Here is a 21763-nt window from a genome sequence, read left to right on the forward strand (position 1 = left end):
GAAAAATTGTATCAATTAATTATTAAGCTACATTAAATAAATTGTAAAAGGAACGTAAACATTTTACATCTGCGGCAAATACTTGTGCAGCTTCACCGAAAAAGTTGTCCCTTTATTGACTTCACTTTTCACTTCAATTTCCCCTTTATGAGCTTCAACAAGATGTTTAACAATTGCTAATCCAAGACCTGTTCCTCCGGAATTGCGGCTTCTTGCTTTATCTACTCTGTAAAAACGCTCAAAAATACGTGAAATTTCATCAGAATCAATACCGATACCTGTATCTTGAACATGAACCGTAATCGTTTCTTCTTCCTCTTCAAGCGAAACGTGAACGGTTCCTCCAGGCATTGTATACATGAGCGCATTGCCAATTAAGTTAACGAACACTTGCATAAGGCGCTGACTGTCACCATCAATCCACGCTTCTTCAGGAAGCGTATCTAACGTTAGAGTGATTTCTTTTTCATTCGCTCGGTTCGATAGCACTGTTATGACCTCATAGAGAAGGGTATTCAAATCTACTGAATGAATGCTTAGTTTAAAACCTTGCTGTTCAACTTTAGATAAATCCAAAAGATCTTGAATCAGGCTCTCCATGCGCTGGCTTTCCGTTAGAATAATAGATAGAAACTGCTCTCGCAGCTTTGGATCTTCCATGGCACCGTCTAACAATGTCTCACTAAACCCTTTAATGGACGTAATAGGTGTTTTTAGTTCATGAGACACATTCGCTACAAAGTCACGGCGCACTTGTTCTAGTTTTTTCAGCTCGGTAATATCATGGAAAACAAGCACAATGCCTTTCCATTCATCGTTTAAGCCAATAATCGGCGCTCCGTAAACATCAAAATATCTTCGTTCAATATTTAAAGGCAAAACGACTTGTTTTCGAACCTTTACTTCGGTCATAAATATTTTTTCCACAAGTTTAATGATTTCTTTGTGCTCAAATACCTCATAATACAAGTGATAAAGGAAGTCGTCCGGATGTATATGAAACTGCTCTTTATAAGCTCGGTTCACTAAGTTTATATAGCCTCGACTATCGATAAGAAGCATACCGCTTCCCATATTTTCAATTAGCGTGCGCAGCCTGTCCTGCTGCATTTCTTGATTAGTGATAGACTCTTGCAGATTACGAGCAAGTGCGTTAATAGACTGACTCAGCATCCCTGTTTCATCTACATAATCTTCATATGTACGAGCTTTATAATTCCCTTTTGCAAGTTCCATAGCCACCTTGGTTGCCGATTCAATAGGACGGGTATAGCGCCCCATAATCTTTACACCTAAGAGTAAAATCACAATCAAAGCTAGACCTAAGCTTCCAATAAGAAGCCCCCAGATTTGCTGATTTACTTGTTTTAATGAATCAAACGATGTACTCAAAACAACAAACCCCTCTTGCTTACCTTCTATAATAAGCGGGATACCATAGTAATATAAGTCGTAATCTTCTTTAATTTGATCAAAGCTTTTTTTGCTGTTTAACTGCTTTTTTAATACTTGTTGGATTACAATACTTTTTTCGATTCTTTGCTGCTTGCTACCTGGATTTGAGTCAACTAATATTTTTCCATCTTTTTGAACGACAGTCGTTCGTACACTTAGCGAATGACTGATTTGATCAACTTTAGATTTTAAAGCAGGACTTGTGATGCCTTCTTCACTAATGTACATTTCCACAAGCTTTGCTTCTTTTTCCATTCGCTCTTGAAACGTTTGAAAATAAAAGTTTTTAAACAACTGCCCCAGCAGCAGGCCAAGACCTACTAATACAATAATAATAAGTACTAATAGAGCCAAAAGTAGCCTTGAACGAAATTTATTCATCTACCTTTGGTTCCTCCAGCTTATATCCTAATCCTCTAATCGTTTTTATATAAACCGGTTTTCTCGTATTATGTTCAATTTTCTCACGCAGATGGCTGATGTGCACATCTACAATTCGCGTATCTCCGGCAAAATCATAATTCCACACTGCACTCAGCAGCTGATCACGAGTTAATACCCGTCCTTTGTATTTTGCCAAATATAATAATAACTCGAATTCTTTCGGAGTAAGCTCAAGCTGCTCTTGATTAAAGTAGGCCTCATAATGATCTGGAAGAATTTTTAAATCACCAATCATGATGCGTTCGCCATCTTCCTCCTGTTCATTTTCCTGAGCAATAATTTGTGTTCTGCGTAAAATGGCTTTTACACGGGCTACTACTTCTCGAGGACTAAATGGTTTCGTCATGTAGTCATCTGCGCCAAGTTCTAGCCCTAATACCTTGTCAAACTCATCGTCTTTTGCAGTTAACATTAAAATAGGCGTCATCACTTTTTGCTGACGAAGCTTTTTACAAACTTCAATTCCATCCATTTTAGGAAGCATCAAGTCTAACACAATTAAATCAGGTTTTCCTTCTAATGCCTTGTTGTATCCTTCTTCCCCGTCTTCAGCTGTTTCTACTGTAAAGCCAGCTTGTTGTAAATTATATTGTAATAATGTTGAAATTGATTGTTCATCATCTACGACTAATAATTTCTTACTCATATTAACGATATAAGCCTCCATCTAGTTAAATTAAACCGCAGCTTCACCCAAATGATATTATTTTCTATTTATCTTCTCTTATCATACAATGTTTTAGCCTCGTTCTCCAATACATTTCAACATTTTCAGAAAATATGGCTAAAGAGCTTCTTCTATATTTATCAATATTTAGGGCGTTTTAAAAATTTTCAAAGTCATGTGTCTCTACTGATGGAAGTCTAAGCGGCGGATACACAAGAAACCGAGCCGTTACTACTTTCTCTTTTTGTTCATTGACCGCTTCTACTTCAATCGTAACAGTTTTAGAAGAAACATCTACCTCTGTGACTTCAAATAAAAATTCAATCGTACTATAATGATGAATTTTTTTAGGAAAGGCAACCGTATGTTCTGCAACATGGCTTCCAGGTCCGGGCAAGTACTTTGAAATGGCTGCTGTCATAATACCGGTAATCATAATGCTTGGCACAATAGGTTTCTTAAAAGGTGTCTGAGATGCATAATCATGCTGAATGTATAAAGGGTTAGAATCATTTGTCAGCCCTAAGTACAATAAGATATCTTTATCTTCAATTCGTTCAGTTAGCGTTAATTTTTCTCCAACTTTTATATCTTCAAGACTTCGACCTATTTTTTGTTTTTTACCTAATACCATCATCATTCCACCTTTTGTATAAAGTAATAGTTTTTCTTTATATACAAGAAAAATTCGAGGTTTCCCTCGAATTTTCCTTGTGACTATTGTTTGAATATCTATAAAAACCTATACTCAAACCTACTTTATTGTATTAAGCTAATACACCCATGACAGTTTTGACTGATTTTGCTGATTGATCTAACGCAGCTTTTTCAGAATCAGTAAGTTCTAATTCAATTACTTGCTCAATTCCTGCAGCTCCTAATACGGTCGGAACACCTAAGTAGATGCCGTTATAACCATATTCACCCTCTAGGTAAGCAATCGCTGGTAAAATACGACGCTGATCTTTTAAGATCGCTTCTGTCATTTCCACTAAAGAAGCAGCAGGAGCGTAGTACGCACTTCCGTTGCCTAATAAGTTAACGATCTCGCCGCCGCCTTTGCGTGTTCTTTCAACAATTGCTTCAAGACGCGCTTTTGGAATAAGCGTTTCAAGAGGAATACCGCCAGCATATGAGTAGCGTACAAGAGGTACCATATCGTCGCCATGTCCACCAAGTACAAAACCTGTGATATCTTTCACTGAAATGTTTAACTCCTGCGCTACGAACGTACGGAAACGTGCAGAATCTAATACGCCTGATTGACCGATTACGCGGTTTTTAGGAAAACCAGATTCTTTAAATACTGTGTACGTCATAGCATCTACCGGGTTTGTTAACACGATAATGTGACAGTTTGGCGAGTATTTAACAACTTCTTGAGTAACAGACTTCATAATTTTTTGGTTCGTTGTGACTAAATCATCGCGACTCATACCTGGCTTACGCGCGATACCAGCTGTAATAATGACAATGTCAGAATCAGCTGTGTCTTCGTAGTTGGCTGTTCCTGTAATGTTAGCGTCAAAGCCTTGTACAGGACTTGCTTCTAACATATCCAGCGCTTTACCTTTAGCTGGATTTTCTAATTGCGGAATATCAACTAATACAACATCAGCTAATTCTTTTTGACCAATTAAAAAAGCAGTTGTAGCTCCTGTAAAGCCCGCTCCGATAACAGATACTTTTTTACGCATATTTGCCATTATAATTCCTCCCCTAAATGAATAGCTATTAAACTGTTACTTGTTTTCCTAGATTGCTAATTAATTCATCAGCAAACTCTGAACACTTCACTTCTGTTGCGCCGTCCATTAAACGTGCGAAATCATATGTTACTACTTTTGAAGCAATTGTTTTTTCCATTGATTTCATGATTAGATCCGCTGCTTCATTCCAGCCAAGGTGTTCAAGCATTAACACACCTGATAATAATACAGAAGATGGGTTTACTTTATCTAAACCAGCATATTTAGGTGCTGTACCGTGAGTTGCTTCAAAGATAGCATGTCCAGTTTCATAGTTGATGTTTGCTCCTGGAGCAATTCCGATACCGCCAACTTGTGCTGCTAATGCATCTGAAATGTAATCTCCATTTAAGTTCATTGTTGCTACTACATCGAATTCACGTGGACGAGTTAAAATTTGTTGTAAGAAGATATCTGCAATAGAATCTTTTACAATAATTTTTCCTGCTGCTTCCGCTTCTGCTTGAGCTTTGTTTGCAGCTTGTGCACCTTCTTTTTCAACGATGCGGTCATATTGAGCCCAAGTAAATACTTTATCGCCGAATTCTTTTTCAGCTAGCTCATAGCCCCAATTTTTAAATGCGCCTTCTGTATATTTCATAATGTTACCTTTGTGTACAAGCGTAACAGACTTGCGGCCCTGTTCAATCGCATAGTTGATTGCTGCACGCACAAGACGCTCTGTTCCTTCAGAAGAAATAGGCTTAATACCTAATCCAGAAGTTTCAGGGAAACGGATTTTATTTACGCCTAATTCCGTTTGTAGGAATGAAACAAGTTTTTGTACTTCTTCAGAACCCTTCGCATATTCAATACCAGCATAAATATCTTCAGTATTTTCACGGAAGATAACCATATCTGTATCTTCTGGGCGCTTAATTGGAGAAGGTACGCCGTCAAAGTAGCGAACAGGACGTAAGCATGTGAATAAGTCTAATTCTTGACGCAATGCCACGTTTAGAGAACGAATTCCACCGCCTACTGGTGTCGTTAATGGTCCTTTGATTGCAATTATGTATTCGCGAATTGCATCTAACGTTTCTTCCGGTAACCATTCGCCAGTTTGATTAAATGCTTTTTCACCTGCTAATACTTCTTTCCAAACGATTTCTTTTTCACCATTGTATGCTTTTGCAACTGCTGCTTCTAATACGCGGGAAGCTGCTGCCCAGATATCCGGACCAATTCCGTCACCTTCGATAAATGGAATAATTGGGTTATTTGGTACGTTTAAAACGCCGTTTGCTACAGAAATTTGTTCACCTTTTGTCATGAGAATGACCTCCTTAAAAAATTGTCTACTTTCACTTATGGAAAAGTGCTCAACGAACGTGAGCACCTTCGTCACATTGTTTAGCTGCGCTCTTCAAGCGGAATGTACGTTTGTTTTCCAGGACCGATATAATCAGCTCTTGGACGAATCAAACGATTGTTTGAATACTGCTCTAAAATGTGAGCAATCCATCCTGATACGCGGCTTACGGCAAAAATCGGAGTAAATAAATCGTGATCAATACCTAAGCTGTGGTATACAGAAGCTGAATAGAAATCAACGTTTGGCGGAAGCTTCTTCTCGCCTGTTACGATTTCCTCAATTTTCACTGACATATCGTATAGCGTTGTATCTCCTGCTTGTTTTGTAAGTTTTTCAGACATTTCTTTCAAGTGCTTGGCACGAGGATCACCCTGCTGATACACACGATGTCCAAATCCCATAATCTTTTCTTTTTTCGCGAGCTTTTCGCGAATGTAAGGTTCTGCGTTTTCAACTGTTTGAATGTCAGACAACATTTTCATAACAGCTTCATTCGCTCCCCCGTGAAGAGGACCCTTTAACGCCCCAATAGCGGCTGTAATCCCTGAATAAATATCGGATAACGTTGCCACACAGACACGCGCTGTAAAAGTTGAAGCATTTAGCTCATGGTCAGCGTGTAAGACAAGTGCTTTATCAAACGCTTCTACTTGGATATCAGTTGGCTCTTCGCCGGTTAACATATATAAAAAGTTAGCGGCAATGCTATAATTTTCGTTTGGCTCAATTGGCTCTAATCCGTTGCGAACTCTTGAAAAAGCCGTCACCACTGTTGGTAATTGTGCTTGCAAACGAACAGCTTTGCGATAATTTGCTTCTTCATCCATTAAATCAGCTTCAGGATCGTACAACCCCAATAGTGATACGACTGTTCTTAAAGCTGCCATTGGATGAACATCTTGAATTGGATAAGTTTTGAAATGATTTAAGACTTCTTGGGGTAATTTAGCGTTTTCTGCTAGTAATCTAGAAAACACAGATAATTCTTCTTTATTAGGTAATTTTCCGTGCCATAGTAAATACACCACTTCTTCAAATGTTGCATAATTCGCTAAATCATCAATATTGTAGCCTTGATATGTTAAAGTGTCATCAATAATTGAACTTACTGCTGACGTTGTAGCGACTACCCCTTCTAGACCTCGAGTTGCTGTCATAAATCTCCACTCCTTTACAGAAAAAATTCCCCATACCTTTCTGTGTAAAACGTGAAAAACAAAATTGAGCTTCTGCTCAACTAGACATTAAATGATATACGAAGCGCCTCTTTTGAATATATATCTTGGAAGAACATTCCTTCACCCCACGTAAAGAAAATGCTTACATTTCCATTTGTTTCAATAACACACAAAATTAAAACATCTGCATGTGTCATTGCTTTGTTACAGCCCTATAGGTAAAACATACAATTGTATGTAAAAAGATGCGGCCTCAAAATATATTATAAACAATTATCTGACTTTTGTGAATCAAAAGAGAGAAGAAATTTTAAAAAAATTATTATTATACAAAAATTTCTACGAAAAAAGTTCAGTTAATTTCATAAATAAATAAGCAATTCCAGCACCGATTAACGGACCTACTGCTACCCCTTGAAACAGCGCCACAGCAAGAATTGTGCCAAAAACTAAAGCGGTCGTAATATGCGGATCATCTTCCAAGAGCGTAAGCCCATATTTGGCAATAATTGCTACAGCAATGCCGGCTCCTAGAGCAATCCAGGCATAAGAAGATTTCACAGCTTCTCCTAATTGTTTAAACCCTATGTCTCCTGTTGCAATTGGCACAAGAACGGCAATTGTAATCACCGTTACCCCAATATTAATTCCTTTTGATTGTAGAAACGGAAAAACCTTACTGTCTAACCCGATTAATTTTAAAATAAGTAAAAATGCAACTGCAATGATTAATGATTGATTTTTAGCCACTAATCCAATTACGAGTAAAACAGCTAAAAAAAGCATCGGTTGTGAAAACATTTTACTCATCCTTTCTTTTTTTATTGTGATAATTCTAAAGCGTATTACGTAACTATTTTATGAGTAGCTTTTTCTTTTGTTGACTATCGTTTACAAGGAGGCCTCTATTTATTGTGTACAAGCTTCATTTACATCGCCTATTTCGCTTAGCTTGTGTGTTGGTAATTATTGCAGCAGCTGTATTTCTTAGTTATTATGTCTCTTCTCTCCTCTATCCATTTATTATCGCCTGCTGCATCGCTTTTTTTATAAATCCTATGGTTAATCTATTTGAATTAAAGCTGCGCTTACCACGCTACTTAGCTGTTTTACTGTCAATGGTTCTTATCTTCTCTCTTTTGGCTGGACTTATTACGTTACTTATCACAGAGATTATTGCAGGAAGTACGTATTTAGCGAAAGTTGTTCCCACAAATTTCAAAGAAGTGGTCATATTTATTGAAAATATTGCTACAGAACAAATACTTCCGTTTTATGAACGCATTACTTCTATGTTTAATAACTTAAATACCGGTCAGCAAGCAACTATTTTATCGAACATTAAAGGGGTAGGCAACCATATCGCTCAAACGGTGGGCGATTTTCTGCAAAATGTATTGCAAAGCATCCCAGTATTTTTATCCGTATTGCCTAATGCAGCTACTGTGATTATTTTTTCATTGCTGGCTACTTTTTTTATTAGTAAAGATTGGTACAAGCTGATGGCTAAAAGCAGCGTGTTTATTCCTAAAAAAGTAAGAGAAAATGGACAGACAGTTGTTATGGAGCTTAAAAATGCACTGTTTGGTTTTATTAAAGCTCAGCTTACGCTTATTTCGATTACCACCATCATCGTTCTTTTTGGTTTACTTGTTCTTAAGGTTGATTATGCTATTACAGTCGCTTTATTAATCGGCTTAGTAGATATTCTTCCTTACCTCGGAACAGGACTGGTTTTTGTTCCTTGGATGATTTATGCGTTTGCAACAGATAATGTGTCATTTGCTGTAGGACTTTCGGTACTATATGCTGTAGTACTTGTGCAGCGACAAATTATGGAGCCCAAGATTCTGTCATCGAGCATTGGTCTTGACCCTCTTGCTACATTAATTTCTTTATTTGTAGGATATCAATTGATTGGATTTTTTGGATTAATAGTTGGCCCTGTTATTCTTGTTATTCTAAAAACACTTCATACAACGGGAGTTTTTAAAGAAACGTGGCAGTTTATTATAGGAAAATGAAAAAGTGTGTGAAAGAAGCTTCTTTCACACACTTTCTAGTTAACGAATAATCGTCATTCGATTACGTCCTTGAAAAAATCTTCTTAGCCACGTTAAAAGGAAAGGCTTAACGATTTTGCGTGTAAACGGCAGTAAAAAGATAAAGCCTACAACATCTGTCAAGAAGCCTGGAAACAGTAGAAACAAACCGCCAAATAGTACACACATACCATCAAGGATTTCACCGCTTGGAACATGTCCTTGGCTCATCTGACGCTGTGCTTTTTGAAAAAGAGATGTTCCTTGTTTTTTCGCTAGAAACGCACCAATAAAACTGGTAGCAATAATCAGTAAAAATGTTGACATTACACCAATGAGATGACTTGAATAAATCAAAATCATCACCTCAACAGCAGGTACAATAAGAAGGAGCGGAAGAAGCTTCCTCACCATCATCACCTCTTCGCTTATTGAATTGCCTAAACAAAAAGAGAAGGATTTCCCCTTCTCTTTTTTTCAATCATCTACGTGTTTCTTACAGTACGCTTGCGTGTCCGTTGTATACAACACCACGTGAAGCATCAACTGTAATATCTTGATCTTCTGAGAATACGCTTGTTGCGTTTTCTACACCTACAATGACAGGAATGCTTAAGTTTAATCCTACTACAGCTGCATGGCTTGTTAGACCGCCTTCTTCCGTAATAAGAGCCCCTGCTTTTTCGATTGCACTGATCATATCGCGATCTGTGCTGTTTGTAACAAGGATAGCACCTTCAGTCATTTTTGCATTTGCTTCTTCAGCAGTTTTAGCAATAACTACTTTACCAACTGCTGCTTTACGACCAATTCCTTGTCCTTTAGCCAGAACGTCACCTACAACTTGAACTTTCATTAAGTTCGTTGCACCTGATTCTCCAACTGGAACACCAGCAGTAATAACAACTAAATCACCGTGTGCTACAACGCCTGTTTTTACTGCGTCATTTACAGCGTGATCTAACATATCGTCAATTGTACTTACGCGCTCACCAACAACTGGTGTAACACCCCATACTAGAGAAAGACGACGTGCAACAGAATCGTTTGCTGCAACAGCTACGATTGGAGATTGCGGACGATATTTAGAAACGATTTTCGCTGTATAACCACTTTCTGTTGGCGCTACGATTGCACTAGCGTTTAAGTTAAGCGCTGTGTGTACAACAGATTGTCCGATTGCATCTGTAATAGATGGGCCAACTTGCTTGCTGCGCTGTTGTAAAATCTCAGAGTAGTTTAGAGCTTGCTCAGCACGAGAAGCGATTGAATGCATTGTTTGTACAGCTTCAACTGGGTAAGAACCCGCAGCTGTTTCACCAGATAACATAATTGCATCTGTACCATCAAAAATAGCATTGGCAACGTCACTTGCTTCCGCACGAGTCGGGCGCGGGTTGCGTTGCATTGAATCAAGCATTTGTGTAGCTGTAATAACTGGTTTGCCAAGTGCATTACATTGTTTGATTAGATCTTTTTGTACTAATGGTACTTCTTCAGCAGGAATTTCTACTCCTAAGTCACCACGAGCAACCATTAAGCCGTCTGAAACTTCAAGGATTTCTTTGATGTTATCTACGCCTTCTTGGTTTTCGATTTTTGAGATGATTTGAATGTGAGCTGCATTGTGTTTTTCTAGTAGTTCACGAATTTCTAATACATCAGATGCACGACGCACAAAAGAAGCAGCGATAAAATCAATGCCTTGTTCGATACCAAATACAATATCGTTTGCATCTTTTTCAGTGATACCAGGAAGGTTTACACTTACGTTTGGCACGTTTACACCTTTTTTATTTTTTAATGTACCAGGGTTAAGTACTTTCGTTTTGATTTCACCATCAGTTTTATTGATGTCTAGTACTTCAAGACCGATTAAACCGTCATCTAAAAGGATTTTTGATCCTACGTGTACGTCATCAATTAGACCTGGATATGTAATTGAGAATTTTTCAGTTGTTCCCACTACTTCTGTCATAGAAACAATGATTTCAGCGCCTTCTTCTAACTCAATTGCACCATTTTCCATTGTGTTTGTACGAATTTCAGGTCCTTTTGTATCAAGTAAGATACCTACTGTTTTACCTGTTTGTTTCGCAGCTTCACGAATGTTAACGATACGTGCACCATGCTCTTCAAAGTCACCGTGAGAGAAGTTTAGGCGACAAACGTTTAAGCCTGAGTTAATTAGTTCAACTAATTTTTCTACACTTTCACTCGCTGGTCCAATAGTACATACAATTTTAGTTTTACGCATTCAAATTTCCTCCTATATATTTACTATTTACTCTTTAGGTAGAGCAAACAGCTATTTCCTTTACTAACCTTTTACAAGCAGGCTGTGAACAAATATTTTGTTGCCTTAACCTGTTCACCTTGCTTTACGTGTAACTTATGAAATACCTACATAGCGCTGAATCAAATAGCAAACAAATACACAGCACTTTAACGATGAATTTCTTCATCGTTTGCTTCTTGTTTTACTATTCCCTGCAATTCATACAGCAATACTTGCTGCCTGATTTGTCTTATATATCTCACGTTTTAGAGAAAAGACAAACGCTCGCACAGCTGCTAATAACCATAGGAATTTTTTAAAAAACACTCTTTTTCTACTTTTACTTAAAGGTTTTTGCTGTCTATAAAATACCACGAAGAACTTGTAAACACAATAGAGAAGGGCTATACAAACCGCACAAAAACGCGCACCCTTATTTTTCAAGAGTGCACGTTTCTTTATTTTATAGTAATGGCATCGTTTTCAGCTGCAAATTGTCCGATTTTTTTGTATTTTAAATAACGCTCTTCCACTAGCTCTTCTTTTGATAAATTCATCAGTTCTTTTAATGACTTCTTAATAATGCTTTCCATGTATCCAGCTTGTGCATCGATATCTCGATGAGCTCCGCCTTTTACCTCTGAAACCATTTCATCTACAATACCCAGTTCTTTCAAATCCGGTGCTGTAATCTTCATCGTTTCAGCAGCTTTTTTAGCAAGAGAAGAATCTTTCCAAAGAATGGCAGCCGCTCCTTCTGGAGAAATAACTGAATACGTCGAGTTCTCAAGCATATGAAGGTGATTTCCTAAACCTAATGCCAAGGCTCCTCCGCTTCCTCCTTCTCCAATGACAATACAAATAACAGGTACAGTTAAGCCAGCCATTTCGAAAAGATTTTTCGCAATAGCTTCGCTTTGTCCGCGTTCTTCTGCCGCTTTTCCTGGATAAGCTCCTTTTGTATCAATAAAGCAAATAATTGGGCGGTTAAATTTCTCCGCTTGCTTCATTAGACGCAGTGCTTTACGGTAGCCTTCAGGATGAGGCATACCAAAATTACGGCGAATATTTTCTTTCGTATCTTTACCTCTCTGATGTCCAATCACGGTAACAGGCACGCCATTAAACTTGGCAATTCCTCCTACGATTGCTTCATCATCTCCATAAAAGCGATCTCCATGACACTCTAAAAAGTTTGTAAACAAGCGAGTAATATAATCGAGTGTTGTAGGACGCTCAGGATGACGAGCAATTTGAACACGGTTCCACGGGCTTAGATGATTGTAAATATCGTTTTCTACTTTTTCTAAGCGCTTTTCCAACTTATCAATTTCGCTAGATAAATCCACTTCTGTATTTTTAGCAAACTCTTTCAGTTCTGCAATCTTGTCGCGTAACTCAACAATTGGACGTTCAAACTCTAATTCACTTACCACTCGATGTCACCTCCTGCTACGTGTATATCTAAAATAGTTGTTAACGTGTCTTTTAAATCGTGACGGTCAATAACTCCATCTAATTGACCATGCTTCAACAGAAATTCAGACGTCTGAAAATCTTCTGGAAGCTCTTCTCTAATTGTTTGTTCAATAATACGTCTTCCAGCAAAGCCAATTAACGCGCCCGGCTCGGCTAAATTATAATCGCCTAGCGAAGCAAAGCTTGCTGACACTCCTCCTGTAGTAGGATGTGTCATGATCGAAATGATTAAGCCGCCTTCGTCACTGAACATTTTAAGGGCTGCGCTAGTTTTAGCCATTTGCATCAAGCTCAGAACACCTTCTTGCATACGTGCACCGCCTGAAGCTGTAAAAATAAGGAATGGGACATGCATTTCCTTTGCTTTTTCAATGGCGCGAGTAATTTTCTCACCTACTACAGAACCCATGCTTCCCATACGGAAGTGTGAATCCATAACAGCAACCACTACTTTAATTCCTTCAATATCTCCTTCACCCGTAACAATCGCTTCACTTAAATTAGTTTTCTCACGATCTTTTTCGAGCTTTTCAAGATAGTCCGGGAATCCAAGAGGATTTTCTGACGTCATATCTTTGTCGTATTCAACAAACGTACCGCTGTCAATCAAGCTTTCAATACGCTCTGGTGCTGTCATTTGATGGTGATATCCACAGTTTAAGCATACTTTTAAGTTTTTATTTAACTCTTTTGTATACATGATTTTCTTACACTTTTTACACTTGGTCATAATCCCTTCAGGTACATCTTGTCTCATATGCTCAGAAGGAATCGTAGCATATTTTCGTTTTTTTGGAGTTTTTGTGTTTTTTGTAAATAAATCTCGTAACAAGGTGTAACCTCCTTTTGGTTCTTTTCTTTAACATAAGAACCTTTCTTCTTCCTCTTCTTCTACTTTACACGTTATGAAAGCCCGTCTCAAACGCAAAAACAAGCGACATATAAGAAAAAATTGGATGAATTATTCGCTTCACTTTATTAGTTGCTATTTACTTTACTAGATGACGGTTTGATTTTGTGTAGAAAGATGGCATGTCTCTTTCGACAAATTCCTTCTTTCACACTTGTTTGTAGCACTGATGGTGAAGATTTAATACAGCTGCTTCATCTTTTTTAACTAGCGCCTCTACTAATTCATTTATAAGAGTGTCGCTTGGCGCTGAGTTTTGTTGAAAGGTTTGAGAAAAACGGCAAATAATCAGCCAAATTCGGTGCAATAGCCGATTAGGCTGCAAAGAAAACAAATAGTCAAACAAGTTCTTTAAGCGATCGTCATTCTGCTTTTGAATTACTTTTGAAACATTGATTTTGTTCTGTTCCGCTAAAACAGAAAACAAACAGCTTTTTTCCAGAATATATCTCGTCTGAATTAAGTCTGACTTTGTTTTGCCGTCTTGTATTAAAAAAGTAGCTAATAAATCAATAAATTGATGATCTCCCACTTCTTTAATAAACGTACCTTCACCTCTTCTAGTTTCAATCAATCCAATTAGCTCTAACGCTCTGAGCGCTTCTCGAACGGAAGAACGTCCTGCGCCTAACCGTTCAGAAAGCTCTCGTTCTGACGGAATTTTATCACCCGTAGTTAAACGATCATCTTCCATTAGCTGGCGAATTTGTTTTAGAATTTCTACATATACTTTTGAACGTTCATTCTTCAAGTTTATTACCACTCACTTTACATTACTTTAACAGGCATGCTTGAAGCATCATGCCTGTCAAAGAACAGTTGATGTAACCTTATTCAATAATCGCTAAACGGCGTGTATTTTCAGCTACGGCTTCTGGCTTTACTTTTATTCGGGCAACGCCTGTTTCCATAGCTGCTTTTGCAACAGCTGCGGCTACTGCCGGAGCCACTCGTGCATCAAATGGCCCTGGAATCACATAGTCTGTATTCAAGTCCTCTTCCGTAATTAAATTAGCAATGGCCTCAACTGCAGCCATTTTCATTTTTTCATTAATATGAGTAGCACGCACATCCAGTGCACCTCGGAATATCCCCGGAAACGCTAAGACATTGTTCACTTGATTAGGAAAATCTGAACGTCCGGTGCCGATTACTTTCGCGCCAGCTTTTTTAGCTTCTTCTGGCATAATTTCAGGCACTGGATTTGCCATTGCAAAAATGATTGGGTCTGGATTCATCTTTCCAATCATTTCCGATGTGAGTGCTCCTTCAACCGAAACTCCAATAAATACATCAGCTTCTTCTAACGCATCGGCTAACGTACCTTCTACTTTGCTTCGATTTGTATAGGCTGCAACTTCATCTTTTATACGGTTCATGCCGTGAGGACGCTTGTCATAAATCGTTCCTTTGGAATCACACATAATAATATCGCGCACTCCATAGCTGTATAATAATTTAATAATAGCAATACCAGCAGCTCCTGCTCCATTCGCTACTACTTTGATTTGTGACATTTTTCTTCCTGTCAGCTTCAGGGCATTAAGAAGACCCGCTACCGTAACAATAGCCGTCCCATGCTGATCATCATGAAAAACCGGGATATTTGTTTCCTTTTTCAACCGCTCTTCAATTTCAAAACAGTTAGGAGCCGCAATATCTTCTAAATTAACGCCTCCAAAAGTTGGTTCTAGCAATTTAACAGTTTCTATAATTTTGTCCACATCTGTCGTGTTTAAACAAATTGGGAATGCATCTACGCCGGCAAAACTTTTAAAAAGGACCGCTTTCCCTTCCATTACTGGCAGAGCAGCTTCAGGGCCTATATTGCCCAAGCCCAATACGGCAGTGCCATCAGATACAACAGCTACCATATTTCCTTTCATCGTATATTCATATACATTGTTTACATCATCATATATTTCTTTGCAAGGTTCTGCTACACCAGGGGAATAAGCAAGGCTTAAATCCTCTGCGTTTCGAACAGGAATTTTGGACTTTGATTCTAGTTTACCTTTGTTAATGCGGTGCATATGCAATGCTTCTTCACGTAAAGACAATGAATTTCACTCCCAATAAACAAAATGATAACAAATACTGTGCCTGAACCATGTTCTTTCCCACACTCATATGATGTTATAAATCCAATTGCATTTCATTTCAAGAAAAACGCATCTAATTCGTATATTTTATAAAAAAACGGTGGTCAGACCACTTTTTTAACTATTTTACCATATAACATCACATGAAATCTGTAAAGACTATATCTTCTTGAACACAACGTGCTTCTCTCCAAGCATTGCTTTTAACGTTTTGATCAACTCATCGCTTCGTTCAACAGAATAGTGAACAGGAAGCTTGACCAATTGACGTTCTGCCTCATAATAAATTTTCACGGGGATTTTCCCTCTATGAGACTGAAAATGCTGATAAATAGTATGAAGCAGCTTTTCCGTACCTTGCTTTGTTTCTATACGTAAGTACAATTCTTCTGACGGTAATTTTTGAACCGCTTCGCTAGCAGCTTCAGCACGTTGACAAACAATTTGCTGCTGCCCATTTCTTTCATCTATCTTTCCATGTATCAGTAAAACCTTACCTTGTTCAAACAGCAGACGATTCTGCTCAAATACGCGGGGAAACGCAACAACTTCTCCTTCTCCACTTTCATCCGTAATGCGCAAAAAGGCCATTTGCTCTCCTTTTTTCGTGCGAATGACGCGAATTTCCAACACAAATACTAAAAGAGAGACCGCTTTTCCTGAAGCGTGTTCTTTCATATCGTGAAGAGAAACAACAGAATAAAAGGAATTCAGTGCTTCATACTGAGAAGCAGGGTGGCTTGATAAATAAAAACCTAGCATATCTTTTTCATACTGAAGCCGATCTTCTATTTTCAGTTCCTCTTTTTCCATATATTTAGGCTTTAACGAAAATTCAGCTCCAAATCCAAAGTCATCATCAGGGAGCACCAAGCTTGCATGTTCAAATGCTACATCAATGGTTGCTAATAAAGTTGCTCGATTTTCTCCAAATTCATCAAAGCCTCCGGACAAAATCAAAGCTTCAAGCGCTTTTTTATTCACGGCTTTTGGTGAAACACGTGCACAAAAATCAAATAAGTCTTCAAATCTTTTTTTCTTTCTCTCTTCTGTTATTTCCTGCATAGCTGCCGCACCAATATGTTTAATCGCTGCAAGGCTATATCTTATTCTTTCACCTTCTACATTAAACGAATACATGCTCTTGTTAATAGAAGGTGGGAGAACTTGTATTTTTTTTCTTTTGAGTTCATTAATATATTGAGCAATTTTCCCTTCGTTTCCAATAACGCTCGTTAACAACGCTGAAAAGAACTGTAGCGGATAATGTGTTTTTAAATAAGCTAACTGATAGGCCACCATACTGTAAGCAACGGCATGGCTCCGGTTGAAGCCATAATCAGCAAAGCGCACAATAAGGTCATAGACCCGATTAGCAACGGATAGGTCATATCCTTTCTTCTCGCTTCCTTGAACAAAATGTGCTCGTTCACGATCAAGCACGGATCGTTCTTTTTTACTAACTGCTCTTCTCAATAAATCTGCTTCTCCAAGAGAAAAACCGGCCATCTTTGAAGCAATCTGCATAATTTGCTCCTGATACACGATAACGCCATGGGTGGATTGTAAAATGCCTTGAAGCGTGGGATGGTCATATATGACGCTCTCCACTCCGTGCTTGCGCTTAATATAAGTTGGAATATTTTCCATCGGACCGGGTCTATACAGCGCGTTAACTGCTACAATATCTTCTAGCTCTGTAGGTTTTAATTGCTGAAGAACCCTTCTCATTCCATCTGACTCTAGCTGAAAAATCCCTGTCGTATCTCCTTTGCTCAGCAGTTCAAAAGTTTTCTGATCGTTAAATGGAATACGAGACAGTGACAGCTTTTGGCTCATGTCCCGCTCAATTTTCTTTAAAATGTGATCTAAAATGGTTAAGTTACGCAAACCTAAAAAGTCCATTTTCAAAAGCCCAACGTCTTGCAGAGCTTCCATTGGATATTGAGTCAGATATACATCATCATGTCCTTCTTGTACAGCTATAGATTGCGTCAGCGGCTTCTCACTGATCACAACGCCTGCTGCGTGTGTGGAAGTATGCCTTGGCAGTCCTTCTATCTTCATGGCAATGTTATACCATTGCTTTCTGGCTTCATTTTCTGCTAAATAAGTTTGAAGAACTCTTGAATCACGAAGAGCGCTTTTTAACGTTGTACCTGGTTTAGTTGGAATCGCTTTAGACATTTTATTTAACGCCTCTTGATCAAATCCCATCACTCTTCCTACATCACGTACGGCTGCTTTAGCCGCTAATGTTCCAAATGTAATAATTTGAGCTACATGCAGCGCTCCATATTTTTGAGCCACATACTGAATGACTTGATCCCGTTTATTATCAGGAAAATCGATATCAATATCAGGCATCGAAATACGTTCAGGATTTAAAAAGCGCTCAAAGAGAAGCTGATGCTGAATTGGATCAACATTTGTAATTCGTAAGGCGTATGAAACTAGTGAGCCCGCCGCTGAGCCACGACCTGGACCTGTTAAAATACCATGTTCATGAGCATAATTCATAAAATCCCACACGATAAGGAAGTAATCGCTAAAGCGCATACTTTCAATAATGTTCAGCTCATAATCTAAGCGTTTCTGGTATTGTTCCGTGATCACTTGAACTCTTTCTTGCAGTCCTTTCTCGCAAAGAGTGCGTAAGTAGGTTGATGATGTAACGGACGGAGGAACAGGGTATTTTGGAATAGACATGACGCCTAGAGAAATTTTAAGCTCGCATCGTCTTGCGATTTTTATACTTTCTTCTATTAAAAAATGCTGATCATGAAAGAGAACTTCCATTTCATGAGGTGATTTGAAATAGTACTCGCTGCTTTCTTCTTGCACCTGTTCACCGCTATGTAATTTCTCTCCGTCTCGAATAGCCGCTAAGCAATCATATGCGTCCCGATCTTCTTGTTTTAAATATTTCACTTGATTCGTTGCTACGAGCGGGACATTTTCTTCAGCAGCAAGCTCCGTTAACTGCTGATTTATCAAAGCTTCATCCTGTCCGTGGCGCTGTATAGATATATACAAAGACTGAGAATATACTTTTTTAAAGAATTGAAGCACTCGCTTTGCATCTTGAAGCTGGTTTTCTGCTAGCAGAGTTTCTACTTCTCCCCTTACGCCAGGTGTAATAGCAATCAGCCCGCTGCTATAATGCTGGAGCCATTTTTTCTTTACACCGTGTTTTTCCTTTGTTTGAACTAAACTGCTTAGTTTTAATAGATTTTCATAGCCTTTATCATTTTCTGCTAGCAAAACTAAAGGATACGCTTGCTCGCTTTCTTCATGTTCCAAAATTGATAGTGTAAGCCCAATAATCGGCTTAATCCCCGCTTTCACGCAGGCTTTATAAAAAGGAATGACTCCGTACATTACATTTTCATCGGTCAAAGCAATCGCTTCATAGTTCATTTTTTTAGCTGTTTCTACAAGTTCATGAATACGAACAGAACTGCTTAGTAAGCTATAAGAACTTTGAAGCTGTAAGTGAACAAAAGGCACAGGACTTCCCACCTTTCTTTAATTCTTTATTCTCATTATAAATTTTGTTGCGGGCGTAGACAAATTACATAACTCTGAACGTTTGTCCATATATATGTAGGAAGCATGAGTTATCAATAAAATAGTAAAGGAGGACGCGTCATGACAAAAGAGCCTTTTATGTCTCTTTTCATTTGGAGTTACTTTACTTCATTAGGTATTATTTTAGGCGGTTCATTAATCGGAGCATTTGCGGGGTTCTTAATTGGAAAATCTCCCCTGTACGTTATGCATACCCTCAGCAATAGCTTAAAAATCTGGGCAATTGTCGGAGCCATCGGAGGAACATTTGATACGTTTTACAGCTTTGAGCGAGGACTCTTTGAAGGAGCGACAAAAGATGTATTCAAACAAATTCTTTTAATTCTATCCGCTATGGGAGGAGCTCAGACCGGGGCTCTGATCATCAAGTGGTTAACGCAGGAGCACTTTGTATGAGAGTACCCAGCGAGCGAATGTTCAAGCGCTCCGACTGGCAGCGTTTTTTTGCCGGTATTGTCATTGGAGCAATTGTCAGCTGGGGAGTGTTTTTAACAATTTACGGCGTTTCAAGAGATAGAGAGCTAGAGGAGATTCGAATTGCTAATGATAAGCTAAAAAAAGCAAATTTGCAAATTAGCGCATGGCAAGAAGATGTAAAAGCATTAAACAAGGAAATGAAGCAGCATTTGATTATTCAAAATGTGAAAGTAAAATTAGTGAACGGCCATCGTTATAAAGTAAACTCTGTGGTGGAATACAATATTCAAAAAAGCGTCGACGAAGAAGCGCAGCACTTAATTGCCCAAGATATTGAAAGTGCGTATCGAAGCAGGGATATCTTAAAAAAAGCAATTGAAAACAAAAAATACGAATTCGATAAAACGATTTATGAAGTTGAAGTTCATCAAATTTATTTTTATACAACGCTTTCGATTGAAGTTCGAATTAAAAAGATGGAAAAAGTACTATAAAAAGCCGCTGATTTAAAATCAACGGCTTATTTTACAGATTACTCCTGACTGCAGAGCTCTTCTAAATCAAGTAGTAAAGGCTCTACTTCTTCCCATGAGTCAATGGAAGCGCCGGACGCAAGAGGATGGCCTCCTCCGTTGTATTTTCTAGCAATTGTATTAATCACAAGCTCTTTTGAACGCAGGCGGACCCGAATCTGATTTTCTTCTTCTACAAAAAATACCCACGTTTTCACTCCATCAATTTGTCCTAACGAGCCGACTAGCTGAGAGGCATCAGCAGGTGTCACATCATATTTGCGAAGAATTTCATTCGGAATTTTCATGTGAGCAACTCCCGCTGGAGACATCGTGAAGTTTTGCAGCACATATCCATGTAAGTGAGCGACGTTTTCTTTTGTTTTGTATAGCTGATCATATACATCCTTAAAATTGAAGCCATATTGAATCAATTCACTTGCATAGCAAAACGTTTTCGGCTTTGTATTTGGAAATAAAAATCGGCCCGTATCACCGACAATACCAGTGAAAATTAACTTTGCTCCTTCATCATTAAGAGCTAACCCCTTTTCTTTTCCTTCCAAGTAAAATTCATAAATCATTTCACTTGTTGAAGAAGCAGACGTCTCAACCCAAAGTAAATCACCGTAAGGAGTTTGATTCGGATGGTGATCGATTTTAATGATCATTTTTCCACTTGCGTAGCGCTGATCTGATACACGCGCTTCATTCGCCGTATCACAAACGATGACAAGCGCATCTTCATAGGTGTCATCGGCGATATCATCCATACGGTATAAAAATTTTAACGACTCCGCTTCTTCTCCCGTTACGTATACCTTCTTCTCCGGAAAAGATGTTTTTAACAATTCCGCTAATCCGCACTGAGATCCGTATGCATCTGGATCTGGACGAATGTGCCTGTGAATAATGATGGTGTCAAACTGCTTAATAGCTTCTAATATTTGTGCTTTCATTTTCTCTCTCCTGTCAATACTGTTCTTGTTTTATGTACGTACCACATGCACTTATATTTCCCCAGCGCTGTATCCATAATCTTTATTAAATCATATCTCTTCTCCTTTTTAAAAGAAGAATCAATCAATAGTAGAATTTTCTGTTATTGACCTGTAAAATAATAGATACTACTGTAAACACTTTCAACACTACGCATTACTAGCATCTAGAAACATTACGGATAGAAATACACCGGACTGGAGGGGCGTCTGTGCCATTTTTTATGATTTTAATCGTTGTGTCCTTTGTTTTCTACATGTATTTAAAAGTAAAATACGTACGTTCAAAACGCCCAATGGAACGAAAGTGGATTTCCGCTAAGTCGAGTATTTGTCTTGGCTCTTTTGTATTATTTTTTGGGATCAATCAATGGTTTATTTACGAAACAAACCTTTCGCTTATCATCGGCATATTATTTGTATTATTCGGTTCAGGTAGCATAATAGCAGGTGTCAAAGCTTATAAGTACTATCAGCCTTATGCAATAAAAGAAGCAGATCAAATGTAAAAAAGGCTGAGGCATAACGAGAGGAATCCAATCTAAAGACGAACAAATGGGAGACATGAGCTGAACCGCTTGAGACACCGCCGTTGATTTCCGTGCAAGACTTCGCTTTCCGCTGGAG

The 21763-nt window shown here is 38.4% G+C and carries 19 protein-coding genes; 4 read left to right on the forward strand and 15 right to left on the reverse strand.

From position 1 onward, the window contains the following. Positions 1-63: 63 nt before the first annotated feature. From pnpS to MKX72_RS24070, 7 genes are all read right to left on the reverse strand, one after another. A complete protein-coding gene (gene pnpS, locus MKX72_RS24040) occupies positions 64-1836 on the reverse strand; it encodes a two-component system histidine kinase PnpS (RefSeq protein ID WP_028411777.1) in 1773 nt (590 codons plus the stop codon). Then, a complete protein-coding gene (locus tag MKX72_RS24045) occupies positions 1829-2545 on the reverse strand; it encodes a response regulator transcription factor (RefSeq protein WP_013085192.1) in 717 nt (238 codons plus the stop codon). Before MKX72_RS24045 ends, pnpS begins: the two co-directional genes overlap by 8 nt. A 178-nt stretch (positions 2546-2723) precedes the next feature. Then, positions 2724-3200: a MaoC family dehydratase gene (locus MKX72_RS24050; protein ID WP_098112321.1), complete on the reverse strand. Its 477-nt coding sequence runs from the start codon at positions 3198-3200 to the stop codon at positions 2724-2726. Between the two features lie 133 nt (positions 3201-3333). Continuing rightward, complete coding sequence (mdh, locus tag MKX72_RS24055; RefSeq protein ID WP_013059443.1) at positions 3334-4272, reverse strand: malate dehydrogenase; 939 nt, start codon at positions 4270-4272, stop codon at positions 3334-3336. A 28-nt stretch (positions 4273-4300) separates the two neighbouring features. Beyond that, positions 4301-5593, reverse strand: coding sequence for an NADP-dependent isocitrate dehydrogenase (gene icd / locus MKX72_RS24060; protein ID WP_255255780.1), 1293 nt, complete (start codon positions 5591-5593; stop codon positions 4301-4303). Positions 5594-5667: 74 nt separating this feature from the next. After that, the gene (gene citZ / locus MKX72_RS24065; RefSeq protein WP_033579621.1) at positions 5668-6786 is read right to left on the reverse strand and encodes a citrate synthase; all 1119 of its coding nucleotides are present in this window, start codon (positions 6784-6786) and stop codon (positions 5668-5670) included. A 360-nt stretch (positions 6787-7146) separates the two neighbouring features. Beyond that, entirely contained in the window at positions 7147-7608 is a 462-nt protein-coding gene (locus MKX72_RS24070; RefSeq protein WP_033579620.1) for a DUF441 domain-containing protein, read from the reverse strand. 113 nt (positions 7609-7721) lie between these two features. Between MKX72_RS24070 and ytvI the strand changes: the two genes are divergently transcribed. Then, entirely contained in the window at positions 7722-8831 is a 1110-nt protein-coding gene (ytvI, locus tag MKX72_RS24075) for a sporulation integral membrane protein YtvI (RefSeq protein ID WP_154991851.1), read from the forward strand. A 39-nt stretch (positions 8832-8870) separates the two neighbouring features. Here ytvI and MKX72_RS24080 read toward each other — a convergent pair whose 3' ends face one another. From MKX72_RS24080 to dnaE, 7 genes are all read right to left on the reverse strand, one after another. Then, complete coding sequence (locus MKX72_RS24080) at positions 8871-9263, reverse strand: FxsA family protein (RefSeq protein ID WP_033579618.1); 393 nt, start codon at positions 9261-9263, stop codon at positions 8871-8873. An 82-nt stretch (positions 9264-9345) separates the two neighbouring features. After that, a complete protein-coding gene (pyk, locus tag MKX72_RS24085) occupies positions 9346-11106 on the reverse strand; it encodes a pyruvate kinase (RefSeq protein ID WP_033579617.1) in 1761 nt (586 codons plus the stop codon). A 479-nt stretch (positions 11107-11585) separates the two neighbouring features. Further along, a complete protein-coding gene (gene accA / locus MKX72_RS24090; protein ID WP_047749772.1) occupies positions 11586-12563 on the reverse strand; it encodes an acetyl-CoA carboxylase carboxyl transferase subunit alpha in 978 nt (325 codons plus the stop codon). Further along, on the reverse strand, positions 12557-13438 hold the full coding sequence (gene accD / locus MKX72_RS24095) for an acetyl-CoA carboxylase, carboxyltransferase subunit beta (RefSeq protein ID WP_028411784.1): 882 nt from the start codon (positions 13436-13438) through the stop codon (positions 12557-12559). Before accD ends, accA begins: the two co-directional genes overlap by 7 nt. Before the next feature lie 226 nt (positions 13439-13664). Continuing rightward, positions 13665-14267, reverse strand: coding sequence for a FadR/GntR family transcriptional regulator (locus MKX72_RS24100; RefSeq protein WP_028411785.1), 603 nt, complete (start codon positions 14265-14267; stop codon positions 13665-13667). A gap of 79 nt (positions 14268-14346) precedes the next feature. Beyond that, complete coding sequence (locus tag MKX72_RS24105) at positions 14347-15576, reverse strand: NAD(P)-dependent malic enzyme (RefSeq protein ID WP_028411786.1); 1230 nt, start codon at positions 15574-15576, stop codon at positions 14347-14349. A 201-nt stretch (positions 15577-15777) separates the two neighbouring features. Continuing rightward, positions 15778-19128, reverse strand: coding sequence for a DNA polymerase III subunit alpha (dnaE, locus tag MKX72_RS24110; protein WP_154991852.1), 3351 nt, complete (start codon positions 19126-19128; stop codon positions 15778-15780). A gap of 141 nt (positions 19129-19269) precedes the next feature. On the opposite strand from dnaE, the gene MKX72_RS24115 reads away from it, so the two are divergent. Next, the gene (locus tag MKX72_RS24115) at positions 19270-19605 is read left to right on the forward strand and encodes a YtrH family sporulation protein (protein ID WP_013059455.1); all 336 of its coding nucleotides are present in this window, start codon (positions 19270-19272) and stop codon (positions 19603-19605) included. Continuing rightward, on the forward strand, positions 19602-20120 hold the full coding sequence (ytrI, locus tag MKX72_RS24120) for a sporulation membrane protein YtrI (protein WP_014458035.1): 519 nt from the start codon (positions 19602-19604) through the stop codon (positions 20118-20120). Before MKX72_RS24115 ends, ytrI begins: the two co-directional genes overlap by 4 nt. Positions 20121-20158: 38 nt before the next feature. On the opposite strand, the gene MKX72_RS24125 is transcribed toward ytrI, so the two are convergent. Further along, the gene (locus MKX72_RS24125) at positions 20159-21097 is read right to left on the reverse strand and encodes a DHH family phosphoesterase (protein WP_033579614.1); all 939 of its coding nucleotides are present in this window, start codon (positions 21095-21097) and stop codon (positions 20159-20161) included. Between the two features lie 251 nt (positions 21098-21348). Here MKX72_RS24125 and MKX72_RS24130 point away from each other — a divergent pair, with 251 nt between their 5' ends. Next, positions 21349-21645: a YtpI family protein gene (locus tag MKX72_RS24130; protein WP_028411789.1), complete on the forward strand. Its 297-nt coding sequence runs from the start codon at positions 21349-21351 to the stop codon at positions 21643-21645. Positions 21646-21763: the final 118 nt, after the last annotated feature.

It is taken from the genome of Priestia sp. FSL R5-0597 (assembly GCF_038006305.1).
Taxonomy (GTDB): domain Bacteria; phylum Bacillota; class Bacilli; order Bacillales; family Bacillaceae_H; genus Priestia; species Priestia zanthoxyli.